Origin of the sequence: Streptomyces sp. 1-11 (assembly GCF_007176755.1) — a bacterium.
Taxonomy (GTDB): Bacteria; Actinomycetota; Actinomycetes; order Streptomycetales; family Streptomycetaceae; genus Streptomyces.
Genome location: NZ_BJTV01000013.1, coordinates 1 through 17,607, shown reverse-complemented (window position 1 = coordinate 17,607; position 17,607 = coordinate 1). Strand labels below are relative to the sequence as shown.

Annotated in this window: 14 protein-coding genes and 1 pseudogene; 12 read left to right on the top strand and 3 right to left on the bottom strand. The window is 72.4% G+C overall.

Annotated features, from left to right (window positions below; genetic code table 11):
- Positions 1–28 precede the first annotated feature (28 nt).
- Positions 29–940 carry a carbohydrate kinase gene (locus TNCT1_RS25460; protein ID WP_143636188.1) on the bottom strand — a complete coding sequence of 304 codons (912 nt, stop codon included), beginning with the start codon at positions 938–940 and terminating at the stop codon, positions 29–31.
- Complete coding sequence (locus tag TNCT1_RS25455; protein WP_143636186.1) at positions 937–2,106, bottom strand: LacI family DNA-binding transcriptional regulator; 1,170 nt, start codon at positions 2,104–2,106, stop codon at positions 937–939. Before TNCT1_RS25455 ends, TNCT1_RS25460 begins: the two co-directional genes overlap by 4 nt.
- A 409-nt stretch (positions 2,107–2,515) precedes the next feature.
- Between TNCT1_RS25455 and TNCT1_RS25450 the strand changes: the two genes are divergently transcribed.
- The gene (locus tag TNCT1_RS25450) at positions 2,516–2,938 is read left to right on the top strand and encodes a Rieske (2Fe-2S) protein (protein ID WP_143636184.1); all 423 of its coding nucleotides are present in this window, start codon (positions 2,516–2,518) and stop codon (positions 2,936–2,938) included.
- 20 nt (positions 2,939–2,958) lie between these two features.
- On the opposite strand, the gene TNCT1_RS25445 is transcribed toward TNCT1_RS25450, so the two are convergent.
- A complete protein-coding gene (locus TNCT1_RS25445; RefSeq protein WP_143636182.1) occupies positions 2,959–3,906 on the bottom strand; it encodes a hypothetical protein in 948 nt (315 codons plus the stop codon).
- 347 nt (positions 3,907–4,253) lie between these two features.
- Here TNCT1_RS25445 and uvrC point away from each other — a divergent pair, with 347 nt between their 5' ends.
- The 11 genes and pseudogenes from uvrC to TNCT1_RS25390 form a co-directional block, all read left to right on the top strand.
- Complete coding sequence (gene uvrC, locus TNCT1_RS25440; protein WP_143636180.1) at positions 4,254–6,470, top strand: excinuclease ABC subunit UvrC; 2,217 nt, start codon at positions 4,254–4,256, stop codon at positions 6,468–6,470.
- Positions 6,467–7,492, top strand: coding sequence for an RNase adapter RapZ (gene rapZ / locus TNCT1_RS25435; protein ID WP_143636178.1), 1,026 nt, complete (start codon positions 6,467–6,469; stop codon positions 7,490–7,492). The genes uvrC and rapZ overlap by 4 nt, the downstream gene beginning before the upstream one ends.
- Positions 7,489–8,583, top strand: a complete 1,095-nt coding sequence (gene yvcK, locus TNCT1_RS25430) for a uridine diphosphate-N-acetylglucosamine-binding protein YvcK (protein ID WP_143636176.1) — start codon at positions 7,489–7,491, stop codon at positions 8,581–8,583. Before rapZ ends, yvcK begins: the two co-directional genes overlap by 4 nt.
- Positions 8,574–9,563, top strand: a complete 990-nt coding sequence (whiA, locus tag TNCT1_RS25425) for a DNA-binding protein WhiA (RefSeq protein ID WP_061919442.1) — start codon at positions 8,574–8,576, stop codon at positions 9,561–9,563. Before yvcK ends, whiA begins: the two co-directional genes overlap by 10 nt.
- 152 nt (positions 9,564–9,715) lie before the next feature.
- Positions 9,716–12,670: a M14 family metallopeptidase gene (locus tag TNCT1_RS25420; protein ID WP_174266447.1), complete on the top strand. Its 2,955-nt coding sequence runs from the start codon at positions 9,716–9,718 to the stop codon at positions 12,668–12,670.
- Positions 12,671–12,966: 296 nt separating this feature from the next.
- Complete coding sequence (gap, locus tag TNCT1_RS25415; protein WP_143636174.1) at positions 12,967–13,974, top strand: type I glyceraldehyde-3-phosphate dehydrogenase; 1,008 nt, start codon at positions 12,967–12,969, stop codon at positions 13,972–13,974.
- Between the two features lie 144 nt (positions 13,975–14,118).
- Positions 14,119–15,330: a phosphoglycerate kinase gene (gene pgk, locus TNCT1_RS25410; RefSeq protein WP_143636172.1), complete on the top strand. Its 1,212-nt coding sequence runs from the start codon at positions 14,119–14,121 to the stop codon at positions 15,328–15,330.
- Positions 15,331–15,333: 3 nt separating this feature from the next.
- A complete protein-coding gene (gene tpiA, locus TNCT1_RS25405) occupies positions 15,334–16,110 on the top strand; it encodes a triose-phosphate isomerase (RefSeq protein WP_143636170.1) in 777 nt (258 codons plus the stop codon).
- 114 nt (positions 16,111–16,224) lie between these two features.
- The gene (gene secG, locus TNCT1_RS25400; protein ID WP_268894183.1) at positions 16,225–16,455 is read left to right on the top strand and encodes a preprotein translocase subunit SecG; all 231 of its coding nucleotides are present in this window, start codon (positions 16,225–16,227) and stop codon (positions 16,453–16,455) included.
- A 210-nt stretch (positions 16,456–16,665) separates the two neighbouring features.
- Entirely contained in the window at positions 16,666–17,001 is a 336-nt protein-coding gene (locus tag TNCT1_RS25395) for an RNA polymerase-binding protein RbpA (RefSeq protein WP_003976875.1), read from the top strand.
- Positions 17,002–17,247: 246 nt separating this feature from the next.
- A pseudogene (locus TNCT1_RS25390) lies at positions 17,248–17,607 on the top strand (glucose-6-phosphate isomerase); the annotation flags it as partial.

Here is a 17,607-nt window from a genome sequence, read left to right as displayed (position 1 = left end):
GGCGCCGCCCGCGCGTCGTGGGACGGGGTCACGGCCCGTCCAGCTCGGCCGCGAACGGCGGCTCCGCCCCCGCCCGGGAACAGGTGATCGCCGCGGCGCGCGCCGCGAACCGCAGCAGCCGCCGCCAGCCGTCCGGTCCCAGTGCCGCCAGTGCCCCGGGCGACAGGGCGTCCTGGGCGGCCAGTCCGTGCAGCAGGGCCGCGTTCACCGTGTCACCGGCGCCGATGGTGTCCACCACCTCGACCTTCTCGCCTGGTACGGAGTACTCCGCGCCGTTCCGGGTGTGGACGGTGAGGCCATCGCCGCCCCGCGTGACCACTACGGCCGACGGGCCCGCGGCCAGCCACTCCCGTGGGGTGCCGCCGAGCCACTCGGCGTCCTCCTCGGACAGCTTCAGCAGCGTGACCGAGGGCAGCCAGTCGCCGAAGCGCCTCCGGTAGGCGTCCGCGTCCGGGATCAGACCGGTGCGGATGTTGGGGTCGAGTGCGGTGAACAGGCCCTGTGCGGCCGCTTCGCGCATCAGCTTCTCGTAGGCGCTCGCCCCGGGCTCCAGGACGAGTGAGCAGGTGCCGAAGGACACCGCGCGGGTTCCCGCGGGAAGGGACGCGGGGACGGTGAAGAGGCGGTCCGCGGTGCCGTCCACGTAGAACGAGTAGGCGGCCGAGCCGCCGGTGTCGAGCGTGGCGACGGCGAGGGTGGTCGGCTCGGGGCCGCGCTGCACGTCCGTCACCTCCACCCCCGCCCGCCGCAGCCCGTCGAGCAGGGCCTCCCCGAAGGCGTCCTCGGAGGTGCGCGAGCAGAAGGCGGTGGGGGAGCCGAGACGGCCGAGCGCCACGGCGGTGTTGTACGGGCCGCCGCCCGGCGCCGGCTTCAGGTCGGCCAGGGCGCCCGGGCCGCGCGGGACCAGGTCGATCAGTGCCTCTCCGGCGACGACGATCACGAGGCGGTTCCCCTCTCGGAAGGCGCGGTCAGTTCTGTCGTCCCGGGGGACGGTTCGGTGTGGCCGACGACGGGCCCGGCCGGCGGGCGGCCAGCGGCCCCGTCCCGGCGACCCGGGGCGGCGTCCCGCTGTTCAGGGCAGCCGCAGGAGGTGCGGTGGACGAAGGCGCAGGGCAGCCGGATCGTCCTCGTGGGCCTGCCGGGGGCCGCCAGCCGCTCCAGGAGCACGCGGACGGCCTCGGCGCCGAGCGCCCTGCTGGGCTGGGCGACGACGGTGAGCCGGGGTGAGAACAGGTCGGCCCAGGCGAAGTCGTCGAAGCAGCACAGCGCGAGGTCGCCCGGCACGGCCAGAGCCCGCTCGCGCAGGGCGCGCAGGGCGCCGATGGTCATGGCGTTGTTCGCCGTGACCAGCGCGGTGGGCGGAGCGGGCAGGGCGAGCAGCTCGGCCGTCGCCCGCTCCGCGCCGGCCGACTCCGAGTGACCGGACACCACGAGGCCGGCGTCGAAGGCCAGCCCGGCGGCGGCCAGGGCCCGCCGGTAGCCGGCGACCCGTTCCTCGGTGGTGCTGAGCCCGGGCAGCCCGGCGACCAGGCCGATCCGGCGGTGGCCCAGCCCGGCGAGGTGGCCGACGAGGTCCGCCATCGGGCCGCTGTTCTCGGCGCACACCTGGTCGAAGGGGGCGCGGTATGGGGCAGCCGCGCCTGCGAGGTGGCCGTCGGCCGGGAGCACCCGGTCCAGGAACACGGCCGGCACGGCATGCCGGCCGAGATAGGCCACCAGGTCCCGCGGCTGGGCGGACGGGGCGACGATCACGCCGTCGACCCGGCGTTCGTGGAGGAGCTGGACGACCTTGCGCTCGTGAACCGGGTCGTCGTGCGGATCGGCGATGAGCAGGCCGTAACCCGCGTCCAGGGCGGCGGCCTCCACCCCCTGGAGGATCTCCGTGAAGTACGGATTGCTGATCGCCGACACCGCGAGGCCGATGGAGCGGGTGCGGGACGTCACCAGTGAGCGGGCCAGGGTGTTGGGCGTGTAGCCGAGCGCGTCGACGGCGTCCAGCACGGCCCGGCGGGTGTGGGGCAGTACCGGGCGCGTGCCGTTGAGCACGTGGGAGACGGTCGCCACGGAGACACCGGCGCTGCGGGCCACGTCGGCCATGGTGGGCATCGCGGCGTCCCTTCTCCAGCGGTCGGTGAGCCCGAGGCGTCCGAGCCGTACGCCCTGCCGTCGGCAGCCGTTGGCAGCCGTCGGCAACCGCGGCAGCCGTCGGCAACCGCGGCAGCCGTAGGCGATCCAGCGGCGGCACCCGGCGGCCGCCGGAGCCCGTTCGGTGGCCCTTCGGCCGGGAAGGTATCCCATCCGCCCAGCCCGCGTAAACGCTTGCGCAAGCGTTTACGCGCCCGACGACCGACTTCTCCGCCACCACCCGTCCCCCGAACCGCCCCACCCCCGGCCCTCAGGACCCGCCGCCCAGCCAAGCCCCCGCCCCAGCCCTCGGCCCCCAGCCCCGCCCCCGACCCTCCGGCCGGCCCCGGGTATCGTCGGGCTGCACTTCCTCTGACCAGTGGAGATCCTGATGCCCGCCCGACCGTCAGCGAGTCGTCGTACCGTCCTTCGCGGAGCCGCGGTGGTCCCGGCAGCGGGGCTGGGGCTCGCCGCCTGTTCCCCGGGCGGCGACTCGGCCGACGCGACCCCCACCACGCCGGTCGACCTCGGCGCCGAGGACGAGGTCGCCAAGGGCGGCGCGAAGCTCTACCGGGACCGGAACGTGGTGGTCAGCCGGGACGCGGGCGGCGCTCTGAAGGCCTACAGCACGGTCTGCACGCACGCGGGCTGCGTGATCAACAAGCTGCGGGGCACGACGCTGGTCTGCCCCTGCCACGGCAGCGAGTTCGACGCGGTGACCGGCAAAGTGCTGCAGGCCCCGGCGACCGAGCCGCTCGGCGAACTCCCGGTCCGCGTCTCCAAGGGACGGATCGTCGCCGGCCCCGGCGCCTGAGCGGGGCCGTTCCCGCGGGTTCACTCCCACTCCCACGCGATGCCCACCAGCCCCGGCCTGATCCGGGGTTCGACCACGTGGACGCTGCGGTGCGGCGCGCTGATCCGCAGCTCCTGCCGGCCGCCGCGCGGGGCGGCCGGGGTGTGCTGGGTGAAGCGGTGGCAGCGGGCCGGCAGCGCGGCACCGTCGAAGCTCACCTGGAGCGCGTACTGGCCGCCCGGGAAACCGGACCGGTGGACGTACTCGCCGCAGACCCCGGCCGTGCCGTCCTCGACGCCGTAGCGGAAGAGGAACGTGTCGCCGGAGCGCAGCCGGGTGCCGAACAGCAGCTCCGCCACCAGCACACCGGTGTCCTGGTCCCAGCGGACCCGGCCGGTGCGGCAGTTCTCCAGGGCGTGCACCGTCATCCCGCCCGGACTGCAGCCGGGGTCGCCGTGGTGCACGGCGACGAAGCGGTCGGCGCCGTCGAGGTGCGCCCGCACGATGTGGTGGGACTCCAGCCCGGCCAGTTCGCGCCGGGCGCCGATCCGGACGCGCTCGTGCCGGCCCAGGGTGTGCAGCCCCCCGTCCAGGGACCAGTCCAGGTCGGCGCGGAGCCGGTTCCCGGCGTCGCACGCCGCGGCCAGGGAGCGGTAGGAGCGGGCCGGGCGGCGGCCGCCCGTCGCGGGCTCGCCGGACTCGGTGAGCAGCCGGATCAGCGACTCCTCCGGCAGCCGCAGGATCTCCTCCAGCGCCCGTACCGCGCGCAGCGACTCCGGGCGCTGCGGGCGTCGGGCCCCCTGCTGCCAGTAGCTCAGGCTCGTGATGCCGACCCTGACCCCGTGCCGCGAGAGGTGGTGCTGCACGCGCTGCAGCGGCAGTCCGCGCGCGGCGATCGCGGCGCGCAGCGCCACGTGGAAGGGGCCGCCCCGCAGGGCCGTGTCCAGTTCGGGGGTGGGGACGTCCGCGTGCTCTGTGGCGTGCCGCATGGACAGAGGCCTTTCTGTGAGGTGTCACAACGGCTGGTCGGACCGCTGGCGCCGGCGCGGCTGCCACCCCCGTGGGCACCCGGGCAGGCCCATGTCCGCGCACGTCGCGTCCGTGCCCGGTGGCACGGTCCCGAGTTCCCACGCATTGAAGCGTGTTGACCATGCCCCGACAACACCGCGGACCGGCCGGTGTCCGCTCCGGCCGGGTCACGGCCCCCCTCACACGCCGTTTCCGGCCCGTCCGCCCGCCCGCCGAGCGACCGCCCGGATCCCTCCCGGGAGCGGCCGCCCGGTGCGCCGTCCACAGGCCCGACGCGGTGTCGGTGCTCGCCAGTAGGGTGTGAAGCATGGCCGATCCCTCCAGCTACCGCCCCAGGCCGGGTGAGATCCCGGACTCTCCCGGGGTGTACAGGTTCCGTGACGAGCACCGCCGGGTGATCTACGTCGGAAAGGCGAAGAGCCTGCGCCAGCGCCTGGCGAACTACTTCCAGGACCTGGCGGGCCTGCACCCCCGCACCCGGTCGATGGTGACCACCGCCGCGTCCGTGGAGTGGACCGTGGTGTCCACGGAGGTCGAGGCGCTGCAGCTGGAGTACTCCTGGATCAAGGAGTACGACCCCCGGTTCAACGTCAAGTACCGCGACGACAAGAGCTACCCGTACCTCGCGGTCACCATGAACGAGGAGTTCCCGCGCGTTCAGGTGATGCGCGGTCACAAGAAGAAGGGCGTCAGGTATTTCGGCCCGTACGCGCACGCGTGGGCCATCCGGGACACCGTCGACCTGCTGCTGCGGGTCTTCCCGGTGCGCACCTGCTCGGCCGGTGTCTTCAAGAACGCCGCCCGCACGGGCCGTCCCTGCCTGCTCGGCTACATCGGCAAGTGCTCCGCCCCCTGCGTCGGCCGGATCTCCCCTGAGGACCACCGGGAGCTGGCCGAGGAGTTCAGCGACTTCATGGCCGGCCGCACCGGCACCTACCTCCGCCGCCTGGAGAAGCGGATGACCCAGGCCGCGGAGGAGATGGAGTACGAGCGGGCCGCCCGCCTGCGCGACGACATCGGGGCCCTGAAGAAGGCCATGGAGAAGAGCGCGGTCGTGCTCGCCGACGCGACCGACGCCGACCTCATCGCCGTCGCCGAGGACGAGCTGGAGGCGGCGGTGCAGATCTTCCACGTGCGCGGCGGCCGGGTGCGCGGCCAGCGCGGCTGGGTGACGGACAAGGTCGAGGAGGTCAACACCGGCGCCCTGGTCGAGCACGCCCTGCAGCAGCTCTACGGCGAGGAGAGCGGGGACGCCGTGCCCAGGGAGGTGCTGGTCCCGGCCCTGCCGGAGCCGGTCGAGCCGGTCCAGGAGTGGCTGGCCGGCCGCCGCGGGGCGAACGTCTCGCTGCGCGTGCCGCAGCGCGGCGACAAGAAGGCGCTCATGGAGACCGTGCAGCGCAACGCCCAGCAGTCCCTTGCCCTGCACAAGACCAAGCGCGCCTCCGACCTGACCACGCGTTCGCGCGCGCTGGAGGAGATCGCCGAGGCCCTGGACCTGGACAGCGCCCCGCTGCGCATCGAGTGCTACGACATCTCGCACCTCCAGGGCGACGACGTGGTCGCCTCCATGGTCGTCTTCGAGGACGGGCTGCAGCGCAAGAGCGAGTACCGGCGCTTCCAGATCAAGGGCTTCGCCGGGCAGGACGACGTCCGCTCCATGCACGAGGTGATCAGCCGCCGCTTCCGGCGCTACCTCGCCGAGAAGGAGCGCACGGGGGAGTGGGCCGACGGCGAGGAGACCAGCGCCGACGGAGGGACCACGCGCACCGGCGACGGAGCCGTTCCGGCGGGCGGAGGGGCCGTTCCGGCGGGCGACGGAGCGGTTCCGGCAGGGGGAGTGGCCGGGCTTGCCGCTGAAGCCGCCGCGCCGGCGGGCGGCAGCACGGTTCCGCTCACCGCCACGGAGGTGATCGACGGCGCCCTCAAGGACGAGGACGGCCGCCCGCGGAAGTTCGCCTACCCGCCCCAGCTCGTGGTCGTCGACGGCGGACAGCCGCAGGTCGCCGCGGCCCGGCGGGCGCTGGACGAGCTGGGCATCGACGACATCGCCGTGTGCGGCCTCGCCAAGCGCCTGGAGGAGGTGTGGGTGCCCGGCGAGGACGACCCGGTGGTCCTGCCGCGCACCAGCGAGGGCCTGTACCTGCTCCAGCGCGTCCGCGACGAGGCCCACCGTTTCGCGATCACCTACCAGCGCACCAAGCGCGCCAAGCGTTTCCGGGCCGGCCCCCTGGACGACGTGCCCGGCCTCGGCGACACCCGCAAACAGGCGCTCATCAAGCATTTCGGCTCGGTGAAGAGGCTGCGGTCCGCCACAATCGAACAGATCCAGGAAGTGCCCGGGATAGGCCGGAAGACGGCCGAGACGATCGCCGCGGCCCTCGCCGGGGCGGTCCCGGCCGGACCCGCCGTGAACACGGCGACCGGAGAGATCATTGAGGACGAGGAACCCGGTACGACGGCGGGTTCCGCGGGAGAGCCCGTGACCGCGGGCCTCCCGGACGAACGACGGGGGCAGGAGACATGACCGAGCACGACGAACACCCCACGGCACAGCGAGAACAGGCGCACGGGGAAGCGGGCGGGAACCAGCCGCGGCAGGCGGCCGGCGGACACCCGCGGCAGCCGGTTCAGGACAACGGAGCAAAGGTGAGCACGGACGTCACACCGGCCGGCCCCGCCGAGGCGGCCATCCCCGAACTGGTGATCATCTCCGGCATGTCCGGAGCCGGCCGGTCGACGGCGGCGAAGTGCCTGGAGGACCTCGGCTGGTTCGTCGTCGACAACCTCCCGCCGGCCCTCATCCCCACCATGGTCGAGCTGGGCGCCCGCTCCCAGGGCAACGTGGCGCGGATCGCGGTCGTCGTCGACGTGCGCGGCCGCCGCTTCTTCGACAACCTGCGCGAGTCCCTCGCCGACCTGGAGGCCAAGCACGTCACCCGGCGGATCGTCTTCCTGGAGTCCTCCGACGACGCCCTGGTGCGCCGTTTCGAGTCGGTGCGCCGCCCGCACCCCCTGCAGGGCGACGGCCGGATCGTCGACGGCATCGCCGCCGAGCGCGAGCTGCTGCGCGAGCTGCGCGGCGACGCCGACCTGGTGATCGACACCTCCAGCCTGAACGTGCACGAGCTGCGCGCCAAGATGGACGCCCAGTTCGCCGGCGAGGAGGAGCCCGAGCTGCGGGCCACCGTCATGTCCTTCGGCTTCAAGTACGGCCTCCCCGTCGACGCCGACCTGGTCGCGGACATGCGCTTCCTGCCCAACCCGCACTGGGTCCCGGAGCTGCGCCCGTACACCGGCCTCAACGAGGAGGTCGCGGCGTACGTCTTCAACCAGCCCGGCGCCAAGGAGTTCCTCGACCGGTACGCCGAGCTGCTGCGCCTCGTCGCGGCCGGGTACCGGCGCGAGGGCAAGCGGTATGTGACCATCGCCATCGGCTGCACCGGGGGCAAGCACCGCTCGGTGGCCATGTCGGAGAAGCTCGCCGCGCGCCTCGTGGCCGAGGGCGTGGAGACGGTGGTCGTGCACCGGGACATGGGACGGGAATGACGGAACGTACACGGCGGCTGAGCCGGCTGCGCCGGCAGGTGCCTGACAGCCGCTCGAGCCGCACCACGGCCGACGGCCGGGCGGTCCGCCCGGTGGAGGCCCGCGGCGGCCGGCCCCGCAGACGCGGGGCCCAGCCCAAGGTCGTCGCGCTCGGCGGCGGCATGGGCCTGTCCGCCTCGCTCGCCGCGCTGCGCCGGATCACCGGCGACCTCACCGCGGTCGTCACGGTGGCCGACGACGGCGGCTCCAGCGGGCGCCTGCGCGACGAGCTGGGCGTGCTGCCGCCCGGTGACCTGCGCAAGGCGCTGGCCGCGCTGTGCGGGGACGACGACTGGGGCCAGACCTGGGCCCGCGTCATCCAGCACCGCTTCCAGTCCCAGGGCGACCTGCACGACCACGCCGTCGGCAACCTGCTGATCGTGGCGCTGTGGGAACAGCTCGGCGATCACGTCCAGGCCCTGGACCTGGTCGGCAAGCTGCTCGGCGCGCACGGGCGGGTGCTGCCCATGTCCGCCGTGCCGCTGGAGCTGCAGGCCCTGGTCAAGGGGCACGACCCGGAGCGCCCCGAGGACGTGGACACCGTCCGCGGCCAGGCCACGGTGGCCCTCACCCCGGGCGAGGTGCAGTCGGTGCACGTCGTGCCGCACGACCCGCCCGCCGTCCCGGAGGCCGTCGCCGCCGTCCTGGACGCGGACTGGGTGGTGCTCGGACCTGGCTCCTGGTTCTCCTCGGTGATCCCGCACCTGCTCGTGCCCGAGCTGCTGGACGCCCTCACCGCGACCAAGGCGCGCCGTGTACTGTCGCTGAACCTCGCCCCGCAGCCCGGAGAAACCGACGGCTTCTCCCCGCAGCGTCATTTGGAGGTTTTGGGGCGACACGCCCCTAAACTCGCCCTGGACGTGGTGCTTGCCGACGAGGCCGCCGTGCCCGACCGTGACTCGCTCACCGAGGCCGCCAAGCGGCTCGGAGCCGCGGTCGAGCTGGCCCCGGTGGCCCGGACCGACGGAAGCCCCCGGCACGACCCGGAGCTGTTGGCCGCCGCGTACGACCGTATTTTTCGGATGCATGGAAGGATCGGCCCATGGCGATGACGGCAGCGGTGAAGGACGAGATCTCCCGGCTCCCCGTCACCCGGACCTGCTGCAGGAAGGCGGAGGTCTCCGCCATTCTGCGGTTCGCCGGCGGCCTTCACCTGGTGAGCGGGCGCATCGTGATCGAGGCGGAGCTGGACACCGCGATGGCCGCCCGCCGGCTCAAGCGGGACATCCTGGAGATCTTCGGCCACAGCTCGGAACTGATCGTGATGGCGCCCGGAGGCCTGCGTCGCGGCTCGCGCTACGTGGTGCGCGTGGTGGCGGGCGGCGACCAGCTCGCCCGGCAGACCGGGCTCGTCGACGGCCGCGGCCGTCCCATCCGCGGCCTGCCCCCGCAGGTGGTCTCGGGGGCCACCTGCGACGCGGAGGCCGCCTGGCGCGGAGCGTTCCTGGCGCACGGCTCGCTGACCGAGCCGGGCCGCTCCTCCTCCCTGGAGGTGACCTGCCCCGGTCCGGAGGCCGCGCTCGCCCTGGTGGGTGCGGCCCGTCGGCTGTCCATCGCCGCCAAGGCCCGCGAGGTGCGCGGGGTGGACCGGGTGGTCGTGCGCGACGGTGACGCGATCGGCGCCCTGCTGACCCGGCTCGGCGCGCACGAGTCCGTGCTGGCCTGGGAGGAGCGCCGGATGCGGCGCGAGGTGCGGGCCACCGCCAACCGGCTCGCCAACTTCGACGACGCCAACCTGCGCCGCTCGGCCCGCGCCGCCGTGGCCGCGGGCGCCCGGGTGCAGCGGGCCCTCGAGATCCTCGGCGAGGAGGTGCCCGAGCACCTTGCCGCCGCCGGGCGCCTGCGCATGGAGCACAAGCAGGCCTCCCTGGAGGAGCTGGGCGCGCTCGCCGACCCGCCGCTCACCAAGGACGCGGTCGCCGGACGTATCCGCCGGCTGCTGGCGATGGCCGACAAGCGCGCCTCCGACCTGGGCATCCCGGGCACGGAGGCCAACCTCTCGGAGGAGCTGGCGGACAACCTGGCCGGCTGATCTCTTCCGCGTCAACTCGCCGGTGCCGGCGCCCACTTGGGGTCGCCGGCACCGGCGTTTGCCTGTCCATGAGGCGCCCTTGACTCGATCATGGAGTGACATGAACCTGGCAGCCTGGTCGCCGCTGTGGCGGTCAGGTCCGAGGGGGGTTCATGAGACACAGAGCGAGATCGGTCCTCGCCGTCGGCGCGCTCCTCGCCGCGGCGGCGAGCCTCACGCCCGTCGCCCAGGCCCGCAGCGCGGACTCCGCCCCGTCCCGCCCCGACGAGGTGAAGGTCTACCGCTCGGAGGTCACCCGCCGGCAGGTGCCCCTGCTCCTCGCGGCCGGCCAGGACGGCCGTGAGCTGTCCGGGCAGGCCGCCGCGGGCGGCCGGACCGCCGTCGAGGTCTATCTGACCGAAGGGCAGGCGCGGACGCTCGAACGGCAGGGCGTCCGGCTCACCGAGCACACCCTGCCGGACCGGACCGCGGCCCGCCTGAAGAGCGCCGCGCAGGGCGTGTTCCGCCCGTACAGCGGCAAGGGCGGCCTGAAGGAGGAGATCCTGCGGACGGCCCGGGCCAACCCCGGCCTCACCAAGGTCGAGTCCATCGGCCGGACCGTGGACGGCCAGGACATCCTCGCCCTCCGGCTGACCAGGGACGCCAGGAAGACGAAGGACGGCTCCCGGCCCTCCGTGCTGTACATGTCCAACCAGCACGCGCGCGAGTGGATCACGCCGGAGACGACCCGCCGGCTGATGCACTACTACCTGGACAACTACCGGACCGACCGGCGGATCAGGCGAATCGTCGACACGACCGAGCTGTGGTTCGTCCTCTCCGCCAACCCCGACGGTTACGACCACACCTTCAAGAGCCCCGCCAACCGCCTGTGGCGCAAGAACCTCCGCGACAACAACGGCGACGGTGTCATCAGCACCGGCGACGGCGTCGACCTCAACCGGAACTTCGCCTACAAGTGGGGCTACGACGACGAGGGTTCGTCCCCCAGCCCCACCAGCCAGACCTACCGCGGCCCGAGCCCCGGCTCCGAGCCCGAGACCAGGGCCGTCGACGCGCTGGAGAAGCGGGTCGGGTTCAGGTACGCCGTCAACTACCACTCCGCGGCCGAACTCCTGCTGTACGGCGTCGGCTGGCAGGTGGCCACCCCCACCCCCGACGACGTCCTCTACCGGGCGCTCGCCGGCACCCCCGCCCGGCCGGCCGTCCCGGGCTACCGCTCCCAGCTCTCCTCGGAGCTGTACACCACCAACGGCGAGGCGGACGGCCACGCCTCGAACGTCAACGGTGTCTCGATGTTCACCCCCGAGATGTCGACCTGCCAGACCGCGTCGGCCGTCGACCCGGACGACGCCTGGAAGCCAGAGGACTGCCAGTCGGTCTTCAACTTCCCCGACGACGAGAAGCTGATCCAGCAGGAGTTCGCCAAGAACGTCCCGTTCGCGCTCTCCGTCGCCGAGACTGCCGCCCACCCGGACCGGCCGGTCTCCCCGGTCGGGCTCGACGCCCCCGACATCAGCCCGGCCGCGTTCAGCACGTCGTACTCCCGCGGCGACGGCCAGCAGGTCTCCGCCGTCGTCCGCAGGGCGGTGCGCGGCAAGGAGCTGAAGTACCGCGTCAACGGCGGCCGTACGCACGAGCGGCCGCTGCGGCCCTGGAAGGGCGGCCGGACCTACGGCGGCGAGGACAACCTCTACTTCGACGAGTACCGGGCCACAGTGCCCGGCGGCAGGCCGGGCGACCGGGTCGAGGTGTGGTTCACCGGCGCGACCGGCAGGGGCGCAAGGGCCACCGGCCCGCACTTCACGTACACCGTCGCCGAGCGGCCCCCGGCGGACACCCTCGTCGTCGCCGAGGAAGGCGCGACGGCCACCGAGGCGCGGACGTACGTGGACGCGCTACGGGCGGCCGGACGCCGCGCGGTCGTGTGGGACGTGGCCCGCCAGGGCGCCCCGGACGCCCTCGGCGTGCTCAGCCACTTCCGCACCGTCGTGCACTACTCGGGCGCGAGCGGACCGGCCAACGCCACCCAGCTCCAGCTGCGCGCCTACCTCAACGAGGGCGGCAGGCTGATCGAGGCCGGCGAGCTGGCCGGCGGCGGCGTCGACCTCGGCGACGGCACCCTGTCCGACGACTTCAGCCAGTACTACCTGGGCGCCTACAGCCGTACCTCGACCAAGGGGGCCACCGGTTTCACCGGCTCCGGCGCCCTCGCCGGCTACAGCGGCGCCCTCGGCGACGCGCCCGGCAATCCGCTGGATCGGGCCGGCACCTACGGCGTCACCTCCGACGAGCTGCCCCCCTCCACGTACCCGCGGTTCAGGAGCGAGGGCGCGGGCCGGTTCGCAGGCACCGTCAACCCGTACGGCCCGTACAGCGGCACCGCCATGGCCGCCGCGGTGCACACCGACGACGCCTACAAACGCCTCACCCGCACCATCGACCTCACCGGTGTCGCCGCGTCCGACCGCCCCACCCTCTCCGCCCGGCTGCTGTGGGACACCGAACCCGGCTACGACCACGCGGTGATCGAGGCGCACACAGCGGGCGCCGACGACTGGACGACCCTGCCGGAGACGGGCGGGGCCACCACGGACTCGGTGCCGGCCGAGTGCGGGGCCGGTTTCCTGATCGGCGAGCACCCGTGGCTCGGGCACTACCTGACGCTCGACGGCGGCACCTGCACCGCGACCGGCGCCACCGGCTCGTGGCACAGCCTCACCGGCAGCTCCGGCGGCTGGCGGCAGACCCGCTTCGACCTCAGCGCCTACGCCGGCCGGACCGTGGAGGTCTCCATCGCCTACGTCACCGACCCGGGCAGCGGCGGGCACGGCGTCCTCGCCGACGACGCCTCCCTCGTCGTCGGGGGCACGGCGAGGGAGACCGAGGGGTTCGAGTCGTCGCTGGGCCCCTGGAAGGCGTCCGGGCCGCCCCCGGGCAGCCCGGCGGTGCTGAAGGACTGGACGCGCGCCGGAACCCTGTTCCAGACCTACGGAGCGGTCACCACCGACCACACGGTGCTGATCGGATTCGGCCTGGAACAGGTGCCGTCGGCCGCCGACCGGGCAGCCGTGACGAGGAAGGCGCTGGCCGCGCTCGACAGGTGAGCGGAACCCCTTCTCAACAGTGCGGCGGAGCATGGTCATCAGGTGAGCCGACCCGCTCACGAACGAGTGAAAAAAACGCCGGCGGGCACTCGCAGTCCGTGACAAATGGGAGTGAAACGAACGTCGATCCGGGAGGGTCCGTACCCTACTGACGGGTACGGACCGCCTGCCCGTGTATGCGGCATCTCGATGTCACCCCGGGGCCCCCGGAGCGGTAGGGTCGGGGGTGGTCGGGGACATCCCAAATACAGCTCGCCGGCACCGCATGGCCGGCGTACCAACGAGGAGATCGGTTCGTGACGATCCGCGTAGGCATCAACGGCTTCGGCCGTATCGGCCGTAACTACTTCCGGGCGCTGCTGGAGCAGGGTGCGGACATCGAGGTTGTGGCTGTCAACGACCTGGGTGACACCGCCACCACGGCGCACCTGCTCAAGTACGACACGATCCTGGGCCGCCTCAAGCAGGAGGTCTCGCACACCGCCGACACGATCACCGTCGACGGTCACACCATCAAGGTCCTGTCCGAGCGCAACCCGGCCGACATCCCCTGGGGCGAGCTGGGCGTCGACATCGTCATCGAGTCGACCGGCATCTTCACCAAGAAGGAAGACGCCGAGAAGCACATCGCGGGCGGTGCGAAGAAGGTCCTCATCTCGGCTCCGGCCAAGAACGAGGACATCACCATCGTGATGGGCGTCAACCAGGACAAGTACGACCCGGCGAACCACCACGTCATCTCCAACGCCTCCTGCACCACCAACTGCGTGGCGCCGATGGCCAAGGTGCTCGACGAGAACTTCGGCATCGTCAAGGGCCTGATGACGACGGTGCACGCGTACACGAACGACCAGCGCATCCTCGACTTCCCGCACAAGGACCTGCGCCGCGCCCGTGCCGCCGCCGAGAACATCATCCCGACCACCACCGGTGCCGCGAAGGCCACCGCGCTGGTCCTGCCGCAGCTCAAGGGCAAGCTGGACGGCATGGCCATGCGCGTCCCGGTCCCGACCGGCTCGGTCACCGACCTGGTCGTCGAGCTCGGCCGCGAGGTCACCAAGGACGAGGTCAACGCCGCCTTCCAGAAGGCCGCCGAGGGCGAGCTGAAGGGCCTGCTGGACTACACCGAGGACCCGATCGTCTCCTCGGACATCGTCAACGCGCCGGCGTCCTGCACCTTCGACTCGTCCCTGACCATGGTCCAGGACGGCAAGAACGTGAAGGTCATCGGCTGGTACGACAACGAGTGGGGCTACTCCAACCGCCTCGTCGACCTGACGGTCTTCGTCGGCAACCAGCTCTGATCGCCGCAGATCACAGCAGCAGGACCTGGAAGTGAGAGCAGGGCTCGGGCAGCGCACCGTCGCGCTGTCCGGGCCCTGTCTCGCGTACGGACCACGCCCCCATACGATCAGGGGCATCAAGAGCCCTCCTCAGGAGTCCACCGCATGAAGACGATCGACGAACTTCTCGCCGACGGCGTGAGCGGCAAGCGGGTCTTCGTCCGCGCCGACCTCAACGTGCCGCTCGCCGACGGGACCATCACCGACGACGGCCGCATCCGCGCCGTCCTGCCCACCGTGAAGGCCCTCGCGGACGCGGGCGCCAAGGTGGTCGTCGCCTCGCACCTGGGCCGCCCCAAGGGCGCCCCGGACCCGGCCTTCTCCCTCGCCCCGGCCGCCTCCCGCCTGGGTGAACTCCTCGGCTCCGACGTGGCCTTCGCTGCCGACACCGTGGGCGAGTCCGCCCAGGAGACCGTCGCGGGCCTCGCCGACGGCCAGGTCGCCGTCCTGGAGAACCTCCGCTTCAACCCGGGCGAGACGGCCAAGGACGACGCCGAGCGCGGCGCGTTCGCCGACCGGCTCGCCGCCCTCGCCGACGTCTACGTCGGCGACGGCTTCGGCGCGGTGCACCGCAGGCACGCCTCCGTGTACGACCTTCCGGCCCGCCTGCCGCACTACGCCGGCCACCTCATCGCCACCGAGGTCGGCGTCCTCAGGAAGCTGACCGAGGACGTCAAGCGCCCCTACGTCGTCGCGCTCGGCGGGGCCAAGGTCTCCGACAAGCTCGCCGTCATCGACGAACTGCTCGGCAAGGCCGACCGCCTCCTCATCGGCGGCGGCATGGCCTACACCTTCCTCAAGGCCAAGGGCTACGAGGTCGGCATCTCCCTGCTCCAGGAGGACCAGGTGCCGGCCGTCACCGAGTACATGGAGCGCGCCGAGAAGCAGGGCGTCGAGCTGGTGCTCCCCGTCGACGTCGTGGTCTCCCCGGAGTTCCCGGACCTGAAGGCCAAGGCCCCCACCGAGCACACCGTGGTCGACGCGGACAAGATTCCCGCCGACCAGGAGGGCCTGGACGTCGGCCCGAGGACCCGCGAGCTCTACGCCTCGAAGCTCGCCGACGCCGCGACCGTCTTCTGGAACGGTCCCATGGGCGTCTTCGAACACCCCGACTACGCCGAGGGCACCAAGGCGGTCGCCCAGGCTCTCCTCGACACCGACGGCTTCACCGTCGTGGGCGGCGGTGACTCCGCCGCCGCCGTGCGTACGCTCGGCTTCGACGAGAACGCATTCGGCCACATCTCGACCGGTGGCGGCGCCTCCCTCGAATACCTCGAGGGCAAGACGCTCCCCGGCCTCGCCGCACTGGAGGACTGACCTTTGAGCACCCGCACGCCGCTGATGGCGGGCAACTGGAAGATGAACCTCAACCACCTCGAGGCCATCGCGCACGTCCAGAAGCTCGCCTTCGCCCTGGCCGACAAGGACTACGAGGCCGTCGAGGTCGCCGTCCTGCCGCCCTTCACCGACCTGCGCTCCGTGCAGACCCTGGTCGACGGCGACAAGCTCAGGATCAAGTACGGCGCCCAGGACCTGTCGGCGCACGACTCCGGCGCCTACACGGGCGAGATCTCCGGCTCGATGCTGGCCAAGCTGAAGTGCACGTACGTGGCGGTCGGCCACTCCGAGCGCCGGCAGTACCACGACGAGACCGACGACATCGTCAACGCCAAGGTCAAGGCCGCCTACAAGCACGGCCTCACCCCGATCCTGTGCGTCGGCGAGGAGCTGGACGTGCGCGAGGCGGGCGACCACGTCGCGCACACCCTCACCCAGGTCGAGGGCGGTCTGAAGGACCTCCCGGCCGAGCAGGCCGAGACGGTCGTGATCGCCTACGAGCCGGTGTGGGCCATCGGCACCGGCAAGGTCTGCGGCGCCGCGGACGCCCAGGAGGTCTGCGCCGCCATCCGCGCCAAGCTCGCCGAGCTGTACTCCCAGGAGCTGGCCGACAAGGTCCGCATCCAGTACGGCGGCTCCGTGAAGTCGGGCAACGTCGCCGAGATCATGGCGCAGGCCGACATCGACGGCGCCCTGGTCGGCGGCGCCTCGCTGGACGCCGACGAGTTCGTGAAGATCGTTCGGTTCCGCGATCAGTGATCAGGGCTGTGAGTAGGCGGTAACGGCGATTCGTCGTACCCTTGCGGGGGCACGGCCCAGGTGCTGTGCCCCCGTCGTCCATCCGATTCCGAGGAAGTTGGTCCAGCCGTGGTTCTGGGGTTCTCGATCGCCCTGATCGTCTTCAGCCTGCTGATGATGCTGCTGGTGCTGATGCACAAGGGAAAGGGCGGCGGCCTCTCCGACATGTTCGGTGGCGGCATGCAGTCGTCCGTCGGCGGCTCCTCGGTCGCCGAGCGCAACCTGGACCGGATCACCATCGTGGTCGGCCTGCTGTGGTTCGCCTGCATCGTCGTCCTCGGCCTGCTGATGAAGTCGAACGGCTGATCCGCGCCGCCCGGGTACGTCCATTCCGCACGTAAGGCCCCATGTTGGGTACGCGCTCCTGTGCGCGGCCTATCATGGGGCTTGCGTCTAGGTGCGGGGCCGGTAACTCCAATCACTGGACGCGCGTTGGGCCTTACGTAGACTGAGGCGCTCGCAGCGAAGCGAAACGCCGACTCGCTTTGCGGCACCATCACGCAGGGAGTTACGACCGTGGCAAGTGGCAACGCGATCCGAGGTAGCCGGGTCGGGGCGGGGCCGATGGGCGAGGCCGAGCGCGGCGAGTCCGCGCCGCGTCTGCGCATCTCCTTCTGGTGCTCCAACGGGCATGAGACCCAGCCCAGCTTCGCCAGCGACGCGCAGGTGCCCGAGACCTGGGACTGCCCGCGCTGCGGCTTCCCGGCCGGCCAGGACCGGGACAACCCGCCGGACCCGCCCCGCACCGAGCCGTACAAGACGCACCTCGCGTACGTACGGGAGCGGCGCAGCGACGCGGACGGCGAGGCGATCCTCGCCGAGGCCCTCGCCAAACTGCGCGGCGAGATCTGAGACTTGCGACGGCCGGGCGCCCACGGGCGCCCGGCCGCGGTCGTCGCGGGACGCCCGCGCGCGGCCGCCTTCCGCCTTCCTGCCGCCGTCGCGCCGACACCTGCCCGCAAGCCGGACGTACCTGTTGTTGCCCGCGTGGACGACGCGCATGAGCGCTCGTCCGTCGTGCTGATCAACTAGGTTGGGACCGGCAGCGGGGCAAGGCGCACAACAGGACAGGTCGCAGGAAAGAAGGCTGACGTCGAGATGAACGCAGACGCCCGTACCGGGCTCGACCGGACACCCGAGTGGCGAGCTCTCGCCGAGCACCGTCAGGAGCTGGCCGGCAGCCATCTGCGGGACCTGTTCGCCGCCGATCCGCAGCGCGGCGCCGGGTACACGCTGCAGGTCGGTGACCTCCACATCGACTACTCCAAGCACCTGGTCACCGACGACACGCTGCGGCTGCTGCGCGAGCTGGCCGCCGCGAGGGACGTCTTCGGCCTGCGGGACGCCATGTTCCGTGGTGAGCGGATCAACGTCACCGAGGACCGGGCGGTGCTGCACACCGCGCTGCGGGCCGCGCCGGACGCGGTGGTCGAGGTGGACGGGGAGAACGTCGTGCCC

Excerpts from the sequence above, each read along its gene's own strand:
- TNCT1_RS25455 (WP_143636186.1), bottom strand. The coding sequence starts at position 2,106 with ATGCCCACCATGGCCGACGTGGCCCGCAGCGCCGGTGTCTCCGTGGCG.
- TNCT1_RS25450 (WP_143636184.1), top strand. The coding sequence starts at position 2,516 with ATGCCCGCCCGACCGTCAGCGAGTCGTCGTACCGTCCTTCGCGGAGCC.
- TNCT1_RS25445 (WP_143636182.1), bottom strand. The coding sequence starts at position 3,906 with ATGCGGCACGCCACAGAGCACGCGGACGTCCCCACCCCCGAACTGGAC.
- uvrC (WP_143636180.1), top strand. The coding sequence starts at position 4,254 with ATGGCCGATCCCTCCAGCTACCGCCCCAGGCCGGGTGAGATCCCGGAC.
- rapZ (WP_143636178.1), top strand. The coding sequence starts at position 6,467 with ATGACCGAGCACGACGAACACCCCACGGCACAGCGAGAACAGGCGCAC.
- yvcK (WP_143636176.1), top strand. The coding sequence starts at position 7,489 with ATGACGGAACGTACACGGCGGCTGAGCCGGCTGCGCCGGCAGGTGCCT.
- whiA (WP_061919442.1), top strand. The coding sequence starts at position 8,574 with ATGGCGATGACGGCAGCGGTGAAGGACGAGATCTCCCGGCTCCCCGTC.
- TNCT1_RS25420 (WP_174266447.1), top strand. The coding sequence starts at position 9,716 with ATGAGACACAGAGCGAGATCGGTCCTCGCCGTCGGCGCGCTCCTCGCC.
- pgk (WP_143636172.1), top strand. The coding sequence starts at position 14,119 with ATGAAGACGATCGACGAACTTCTCGCCGACGGCGTGAGCGGCAAGCGG.